The sequence below is a fragment of the Salinibacillus xinjiangensis genome, from assembly GCF_009649735.1.
In the GTDB taxonomy this organism is placed as follows: Bacteria; Bacillota; Bacilli; order Bacillales; family Alkalibacillaceae; genus Salinibacillus; species Salinibacillus xinjiangensis.
This window is the reverse complement of record NZ_WJNH01000017.1, coordinates 43,119-51,762: the sequence shown is the minus strand read 5'-3', so window position 1 is coordinate 51,762 and position 8,644 is coordinate 43,119. Positions and strand designations below refer to the sequence as shown.

Sequence of the window (8,644 nt, the reverse complement as noted above, 5' to 3'; positions counted from 1 at the left end):
CCAGCGTTCGTCCTGAGCCAAGATCAAACTCTCCAAAAAATATTGGATGTTGAAATCCATAAAGCTCATAATTAATTCAAATTGCTATTAAAATAGCGAATTGACGTACTGGTTGGTTTGTTCAGTTTTCAAGGTTCGAATAATGTCGCCTCTCAAAATAGCGACTTTATTAATATAACAAATTAACAAGTTTGTGTCAATAAATTTTTTAATTTGTTATTCAGTCACAACAAAGCGACAGATAATAATTTATCACGATTCCCCCATCAGATTCAAGTGTTAATTTTTTTGCAGAAATCGTTTTGTTATTTTTCGCTGCGTCTTAAGCAACGTTTAATAATTTACCATGGATTTAAGATGAGTTCAAGGGAATTCATGAAGTAAGTTTTTTCTGAAACATTACACTTTTTTATTATTTACGCCTTTGATCCATTTATTCTTTAATTCATTTTAAAGGAACCTCCAAGGCAGACACCTAGCATATGCTCTACTAGCGACAAAGAGTAATCTCAAAAACCACAGACACTTCCCCCGTCCTCAGATTAGAGAAATTAACACATATCCAAAAACAATCTAAAAGAAAAAGCCATAATAGAAAATACATTCTACCATGGCTTAGTCTCTCCATTATTTTTGTCTCATTTGTGGGAATAAAAGAACGTCACGAATAGATGGTGAATTGGTCAATAGCATAACAAGACGATCTATACCAATTCCTAGACCACCTGTTGGCGGCATACCATACTCAAGTGATTCTAAGAAGTCTTCATCCATCATGTGAGCCTCATCATTTCCTTCTTCTCTTTCCTTAAGTTGAGCTTCAAAACGTTCTCTTTGATCAACTGGATCGTTTAATTCCGTAAAGGCATTAGCATGCTCTCGACCGACAATAAACAGCTCAAATCGATCTGTAAAGCGCTCGTCCTCTTCGTTTTTCTTCGCTAGTGGTGAAATTTCAACTGGATGACCGTAAACAAAGGTTGGTTGAATTAATTTCTCCTCGACTCTTTGTTCAAAGAATTCATTTACAATATGCCCAAACTTCATATTATCTTCAATTTCAATGCCGTGCTCCTTCGCAAGTGCCTTCGCTTCATCATCACTCATCTTGGTCCAGAAGTCGACTCCAGTATACTCCTTAATCGCATCAACCATGTGTAGTCTTGTCCATTTAGGTTCTAGGTCAACCTCATCCTCGCCATATTGGACCTTTGTCGTACCTAATACCTCTTTAGCAACATGCGCGATTACATTTTCCGTTAACTCCATAATGTCATGGAAGTCTGCATAAGCTTCGTATAATTCAATCATTGTGAATTCTGGGTTATGTCGAGTTGAGACTCCTTCATTACGGAATACACGACCAATTTCATATACCTTTTCTAACCCACCAACAATTAGCCGCTTTAAATGTAACTCAATGGCGATTCTCATATATAAAGGCATGTCTAGTGCGTTATGATGAGTAATAAACGGGCGAGCTGATGCACCACCAGGAATAGAGTGCATTGTTGGTGTTTCAACTTCTAGGAATCCATTCGAATCTAAGTATCTACGCATAGATTGCAAGATTTTACTACGGGTAATAAAGGTTTCGCGACTTTCTGGGTTCATGATTAAATCTAAGTAACGCTGACGATAACGTTGTTCCACATCTTTTAAGCCATGGAACTTTTCTGGTAATGGACGTAAAGACTTAGATAGCATATCAAATTCCGTTGCTTTAACAGATAGCTCTCCAACCTTTGTTTTAAACACTGTACCTGTGACACCTACAATATCGCCTAGGTCTGCAGATTTGAATAATTCGTAGGTTTCTTCTCCGACCGAATCTTTACGAACATAAATTTGGATTTGGCCTTGTAGGTCTTGAACATGTGCAAATCCTGCTTTTCCTTTTCCACGCTTGGTCATGATACGACCAGCAATGGTTGTTTGAACTCCCTTTTCTTCAAGTTCCTCCTTTGTTAGTGAATCAAACTCATTAACAAGGTCTGCTGATAAGTGGGTACGCTCAAACTTACCTCCAAATGGGTTTATGCCTTTTTCATGATAGTTCTCAAGCTTTTCCAGTCTTGCTCGCATGAGGTCATTCATTTCCTCTGTCAACACAATCACTCCAATTTCCTTAAGAAATCTCTATTATAGAACTTAAGTATTTACAAAAAACTGCCAGTAGACCTGGCAGTTTAAGCTTTGTTTTTTCTTTCTATGCTGTCCACTGTACACCAAGTATTACGATACCATTACTCTTGCTTCTAATTCATTAGTATAGTCCTCTAGAATGTTGATTAAACCTTCTTCAGTTTCACATTCGTTTATACGTTTTCTTACTTTACCATTACCTTTTAGGCCTTTCAAGTACCACGCTGAATGTTTACGCATTTCTAGGATTGCCGTTTTTTCACCCTTTAAGGCAATAAGACGTTTCATGTGGAGCTTACACACATCAATTTTTTCACTTGGAGATGGCTCTTCAATTAATTCTCCTGTTTCTAAATACTTAACCGTACGATAAATAATCCACGGGTTCCCTAATGCAGCACGACCAATCATAACAGCATCAACACCAGTTTCCTCTAAACGGCGCTTGGCATCCTGAGGAGTAGATATATCTCCATTCCCGATAACTGGAATGTTAATGGTTTCTTTCACTTGTTTAACGATATCCCAATCTGCAATACCCTCGTACAATTGTGCTCTTGTACGACCATGTAGAGCAAGGGCTTTTGCACCAGCCGACTCAATGGCTTTAGCATTTTCAATTGCATAGATATGCTGGTCATCCCAACCTGTTCTCATTTTAACGGTGACAGGTTTATTTACAGAATCTACAACTGCTGACACCATTTCATAAATCTTATCTGGTTCAAGCAGCCATTTTGAACCTGCATCACATTTGGTTATTTTAGGCACAGGACATCCCATATTAATGTCAATGATATCAGCATTGGTGTTTTGATCAACAAACTGAGCCGCTTCAACCAAAGTTTGCTTTTCCCCACCAAAGATTTGTAAACTCATTGGCTTTTCTTCCTCATCGATATAAAGCAATTTCATGGTCCTCTTGTTCTTATTGACAATCCCTTTATCGCTAACCATCTCTGCACAAACTAAGCCCGCTCCAAACTCCTTCACTGTTAATCGGAAGGCTGAGTTACATACTCCTGCCATGGGAGCAAGTACTACCTGGTTCGGGATTTCAATATCCCCAATCTTAAACATAATCCTCCCCCTTTCCTTCTAATTGTGTTGTATATTCGTCTGGTGTTAATTCAGCAATCGAAATATCTAAAACAGTAGAGACACGCGATAGAAAGGTTCTATCAGGCATCCTTACGCCACGTTCAACTTCTCCAACTATTGATACGGAATAGCCAATATGTTTAGCAAATTCAACCTGAGTAAATCCTTTTAATTTACGAAAGGACCTGATTCTCCTACCCCACTTTTGTCTATCCATTTTGCTACTCCTTTATAATCTTGTTGTGGTAATTGACTTAGTAATTCCTTTACCGTTTTTCCTCGAATCACGAGCTGATCATTTAAATCAGCCAGTGGTATTAATACAAATGCACGTTTCTCCATTCTTGGGTGAGGAATGGTTAATTGTTCACCATACATATTTTCTTGATTATACAATAAAATGTCAAGGTCTACTGTTCGTGGACCAAACCTTATTTCCCGCTTTCGCCCTAAGAGCGTCTCAATATTCTGGCAATAAGAAAGTAATTCAAAGGGTGCTAAGCTCGTCTCAATTTTGACGACCATATTTAAGAAATTTCCCTGATCTGTATACCCAACAGGCTCTGTTTCATAAATTTCTGATTGGCTCTCAACGCTAATGTCTGAATGTTTATTTAAATGCTGAATAGCACTTTGCAGCCAGTCGTATCTTGGCTCAATATTTGATCCTAATGCGATATATGCTGGTCTCATCATGAATTCTCCCGATAAATTTCTACACCAACAGCTTCGAATTGGCCTGGAATTGGTGCTTCTGGTTTTTGTACATTTATTGTAATGCCTTTTATAGATGGAAAGGTGATAAACATTTGATTCGCAATATCCTCGGCTAGAGCTTCCACCAAATTTTTCGCTCTTCCCTCAACAACCCTTTTCGTCACCTCATAAACACGTCCATAATCAATGCTATCCGCCATTTGATCGGTTTGACCCGCCTGCTTTAGGTCATGCTCGATGGTTAGATCGACTTGATAGCGTTGACCTAGTTTTTTTTCTTCAGGATACAAGCCATGATATCCATAAAACTTCATACCTTTAACAAATACTTTATCCACCTTACAAAACCTCACTTTTCCCAAGCATTGCATCCATCATTTTCGCCATTCTAGCTATTTCTTTTACATCATGGACCCTCACAATATCTACTCCACGTTCAATTCCTAAGCATACCGTAGCACCTGTTCCTTCCACACGGTCATCGACAGGTAAATGTAGCACCGAATCGATAAATCGTTTGCGCGAGGTACCTAATAAAATAGGATAACCAAGTTGTTGTAATTCGTTTAGTCTACGCATGGCAATCAGGTTGTCCTTCATTGTTTTAGCAAAGCCAATGCCGGGGTCTAGAATAATATGCTCATCCTTCACACCTGCTTGTAAAGCGATATCGATGCTTTCCTCTAAATCCTTTTTCATATCATCCATTAAGTCTGTATATTCCATATCATCCCGATTTTGCATTAAAATAATCGGAACATCATACTTAGCAGCTACCTTAGCAATCTCAGGCTCCCGTTTGGCTCCCCATATATCATTGATCATATCGGCTCCCGCTAAAACGGCCTGCTCCGCTACTTCTGCCTTATATGTATCAACCGAAATAGGTATGTCCATCTTTGACTTAATGGCCTTAATTGCAGGCACCACTCGATTAATTTCTTCTTCATTTGAAACCGGCTCATGTCCAGGGCGTGTGGATTCCCCACCAATGTCAATAATATCTGCTCCATCTTCTTTCATCTTTAAAGCATGTTCAATTGCTCGGTTCTCTTCGTTAAATTTACCGCCATCTGAAAAAGAATCTGGGGTTACATTTAAAATTCCCATGATAAGCGTTTTATGATTCAAATGATAAAGATGTGATCCCATTCTTAATTTTCTACCCACGTCTGACACTCCATTTCATTTCTCTTAAAATCTAATATCATTCTAACATTAGAAAAACAAGAATTTATCCTGTAATGATAAAAATCGTTATTTTTTCATATGCGTAAAAAAGGCCAGACACTCATTGATTGAGCGTCTGGCCTTTAATCAGTACATTAATCTTCAAAATTATAAAGTGGAGTAGTTAGGTAACGTTCACCGTTACTTGGGAGAATGGCTAATACCTTTTTCCCTTTTCCAAGTTCTTTGGCTACTTGTTTTGCAGCATGAATCGCCGCACCTGAAGAAATTCCACCTAGAATTCCTTCACTTTTCGCTACAGCTCTTGCTGTTTCAAAGGCATCCTCATTCGCTACCGTAATAACTCCATCATATACCTTCGTATCAAGAACTCCTGGAACAAATCCAGCACCAATTCCCTGAATCTTATGTGGACCAGGCTTTCCACCTGAAAGAATAGCTGAATCGGTTGGCTCTACCGCATAAAGCTTAATGTCATTAAAGTGACCCTTAAGAACCTGACCTGCGCCAGTGATTGTACCACCTGTACCAATACCTGAAACAAACGCATCTAACTGGTCACCCATCTGGTTGACAATTTCTTTTCCAGTTGTCTCAGCATGAACTTTTGGGTTAGCTTCATTATTAAATTGCTGTGGCATGAAATAACCCTTTTCTTTTCTAAGCTCCTCAGCCTTAGCAATAGCACCCTTCATTCCTTCACTACCTGGAGTTAAAACTAGTTCTGCACCATAAGCACGAAGTAAGTTGCGACGCTCTTGACTCATGGTATCAGGCATAACTAGCACAGCACGGTAACCCTTTGCTGCTGCGACCATTGCTAGTCCAATACCGGTATTTCCACTTGTAGGTTCAATAATGGTGTCACCAGCTTTTAATAGACCCTTTTCTTCAGCATCTTCAACCATCGCTTTTGCAATACGGTCCTTAACAGAGCTACCTGGGTTCATGTATTCTAGTTTTACGTAAATATCTGCGCTGTTTTCATCTCCAACATGGTTTAGTTTAACAATTGGTGTGTTGCCAATAACATCTACAATATTTTCATAAACTGACATTCAAAACACCCCTAATCCCGAGTAATTTTATATGATTTACAAACTTTAATTATACCTTATGAGATATGGTCAAAAATGTCAAACAATTTGATAGAATACGTAAAAATTTATTGGTTTTTTAATCACCATAAATCCACTTAACTCCAACCTCACCCCACAACTGTTCCGCTGAAACCTCATGCCCAATTTTGTCCATTGCGATCTCTCTTCTTAGCTCATTTTTGACATCCTCATACTCTAAGTCAATGCTAGGCAGCTCTTGATGTAAATATAAAATCACTGTGCCATCGCTGATTTCAAACGGTTGACTATATGTATTAGTCTCCATGTTTTCCGCAGTATTAAAGTATATGTCAGGAAGATAGGTATTATCCTCAGGAAAGTACCCTAAATAGCCACCTTTATTTTTGGTGTGCAAATCAATTGAATATTCACGAGCTAAATTAGCAAATGAAGCCCCATTTTCTAACTCACTCACTATTTGATTTGCGGTTTGTGAATCTTCTACCATGATTTGAGATAGCTGATAGGATTTAGCAAAATCATATTGGTCAGGCTTATCTTGATAGGCTTCGTTCAGCTCATTTTCATCAATCCCGATATTTTGGGTTAAAAGGTCTCGTAAATAGGCTTGGTAGCGGATAGTGGTTTCCCATTGCTCTCTTTTTTGTTCCAGCTCCTCCTCGCTTAAGAGTCCTGCTGCTGATTGGATGACAGCGAGCTCTCTTTGGAGGAACTTATCATCCATTGAAAGATCATTTTGCTCTGCAAGCTGAAAAACAACCTCTTGGTTAATTAACTTTTTTAAATGCTCTTCTCCATATTCTCCCTGTAGGCTTTGTATCCATTGATTAGCTTTGATGGACTTGTCCCCTACAATAGCCACTTCTTTTGGAAGCTTTTCTCCGCTTTCCGCATCTCTTAATACCGATTTATTCGATAAAATAAGAATGGAGGCAATATTGGTTATGATTAAAATCACAATCATTCCCCACAATAGCCGTTTCGACAATTTAGCCACCTCTTTGACGCTTATGATTTTAATTTCTCTAAATCTTCAACAGAAAACTCGTAGGACTCATTACAGAAATGACAGGTAGCACTGGCTCCTTGATCTTCCTCAATCATTGCTTGAATCTCCTCATTACCTAAACCTGAAATGGCATTGGCAATTCGTTCTCTAGAGCACTTACATGAAAAGGATATAGGATGGCTGTCCAAGAAGTTTACGTTTCCACCCTCTAAAATGGTTTCCAATATTTCTTCCGGTGTTTTCCCTGATCTAATCATACTGGAGATTGGTGGGATTTGTTGAATGCGTTCCTCCAACAATGTAATAGTCTCGTCACTCGCTCCTGGCATTAACTGAATAATAAATCCACCAGCCGCTAAAATTGATAGGTCTGGATTTACGAGTACTCCAGCCCCAACTGCGGAAGGAACCTGTTCTGAAGTTGCAAAATAGTAAGTGAAATCTTCGCCAATCTCACCAGAGACAATCGGCGTTTGTCCAGTAAAGTTGTCTCGTAATCCTAGATCTTTCACGACACTAATGAAACCCTCTGTTCCGACAGCTCTTCGTACATCTAATTTTCCTTTATCATTTAAATCAAAATCGACATGAGGGTTGTGCACGTAACCGCGAACCTCACCATTGGCGTTGGAATCGGCGACAATGGCCCCAATTGGCCCATTTCCTTCAACCTTGACTGTAATCTGATCCTTTCCTTTTAACATTGCTCCCATCATGGCAGAAATGGTTATGGTTCTCCCTAAAGCAGCTGAAGCCGTTGCCCACGTATCCTGACGTCTCGCTGCTTCATTTACCGTTTCTGTTGACTGGACAGCAAAGGCGCGAACTGCTCCATCAAATGCTGTAGCACGTACTAAATAATCACTCATATATGTCAATCCTTTCATTCTCTGGTTGTTATTAAGGGGGGAAGTCCTTACTACTTTTATTCCCTGCAGAAAAACCAATTATATTAACAATACTTGGCTATTTGTTTTTCGATAAACATCATACCATAGTTCACATCCCCTACGCACATATATGAAACCGAGCTAGGGTGGGAGATCTTGTCACTTTAGTGAATAATCATGTCGAAGTGTTTTTAAATTCCGTCAGTTTCAATAATAATCCCGTCACAATATCCTTCGTTTACTTCTTATATTTTTGGGGCAACAGGCATTCCGTCAGTATCGGTATGAATCATGTCAGGGGGTGAGAATTCCGTCACGTTGGTTCGGAATCAAGTAAGCATCTATTATAAACGCGTCACAATCATGTTTATTCAGTCTACAGCCTATATTCACGTCAAATAAGGCTGTATTCCAGTCACTTCACATCCTATTTCAGTCACCCCTGCACCAATTCACGTCACATACACCTCACCATACAACACCACTCTTAACAACCAAAAAAAGCTCCA

At 39.1% G+C, this 8,644-nt stretch carries 9 protein-coding genes; all 9 read right to left on the bottom strand.

What is annotated here, in order from left to right; all coding sequences use genetic code 11:
• Window positions 1–627: 627 nt before the first annotated feature.
• Window positions 628–2,097 (bottom strand): lysine--tRNA ligase, encoded by a 1,470-nt coding sequence (gene lysS / locus GH754_RS18170; protein ID WP_194841405.1) that lies wholly within the window; start codon window positions 2,095–2,097, stop codon window positions 628–630.
• 138 nt (window positions 2,098–2,235) lie between these two features.
• Window positions 2,236–3,225: a tRNA dihydrouridine synthase DusB gene (gene dusB, locus GH754_RS18165; RefSeq protein ID WP_153730073.1), complete on the bottom strand. Its 990-nt coding sequence runs from the start codon at window positions 3,223–3,225 to the stop codon at window positions 2,236–2,238.
• Window positions 3,218–3,463: a helix-turn-helix domain-containing protein gene (locus tag GH754_RS18160; protein WP_153730072.1), complete on the bottom strand. Its 246-nt coding sequence runs from the start codon at window positions 3,461–3,463 to the stop codon at window positions 3,218–3,220. Before GH754_RS18160 ends, dusB begins: the two co-directional genes overlap by 8 nt.
• Window positions 3,415–3,939: a 2-amino-4-hydroxy-6-hydroxymethyldihydropteridine diphosphokinase gene (gene folK, locus GH754_RS18155; RefSeq protein ID WP_407690679.1), complete on the bottom strand. Its 525-nt coding sequence runs from the start codon at window positions 3,937–3,939 to the stop codon at window positions 3,415–3,417. The genes GH754_RS18160 and folK overlap by 49 nt, the downstream gene beginning before the upstream one ends.
• Window positions 3,939–4,301, bottom strand: coding sequence for a dihydroneopterin aldolase (gene folB, locus GH754_RS18150; protein ID WP_323742104.1), 363 nt, complete (start codon window positions 4,299–4,301; stop codon window positions 3,939–3,941). The genes folK and folB overlap by 1 nt, the downstream gene beginning before the upstream one ends.
• A 1-nt stretch (window position 4,302) precedes the next feature.
• Window positions 4,303–5,115 (bottom strand): dihydropteroate synthase, encoded by an 813-nt coding sequence (folP, locus tag GH754_RS18145; RefSeq protein WP_153730077.1) that lies wholly within the window; start codon window positions 5,113–5,115, stop codon window positions 4,303–4,305.
• A gap of 173 nt (window positions 5,116–5,288) precedes the next feature.
• Window positions 5,289–6,212 (bottom strand): cysteine synthase A, encoded by a 924-nt coding sequence (gene cysK, locus GH754_RS18140; protein WP_153730069.1) that lies wholly within the window; start codon window positions 6,210–6,212, stop codon window positions 5,289–5,291.
• 118 nt (window positions 6,213–6,330) lie between these two features.
• Window positions 6,331–7,224 carry a peptidylprolyl isomerase gene (locus GH754_RS18135; RefSeq protein WP_153730068.1) on the bottom strand — a complete coding sequence of 298 codons (894 nt, stop codon included), beginning with the start codon at window positions 7,222–7,224 and terminating at the stop codon, window positions 6,331–6,333.
• A gap of 20 nt (window positions 7,225–7,244) precedes the next feature.
• Window positions 7,245–8,114: an Hsp33 family molecular chaperone HslO gene (gene hslO / locus GH754_RS18130; protein WP_153730067.1), complete on the bottom strand. Its 870-nt coding sequence runs from the start codon at window positions 8,112–8,114 to the stop codon at window positions 7,245–7,247.
• Window positions 8,115–8,644 lie beyond the last annotated feature (530 nt).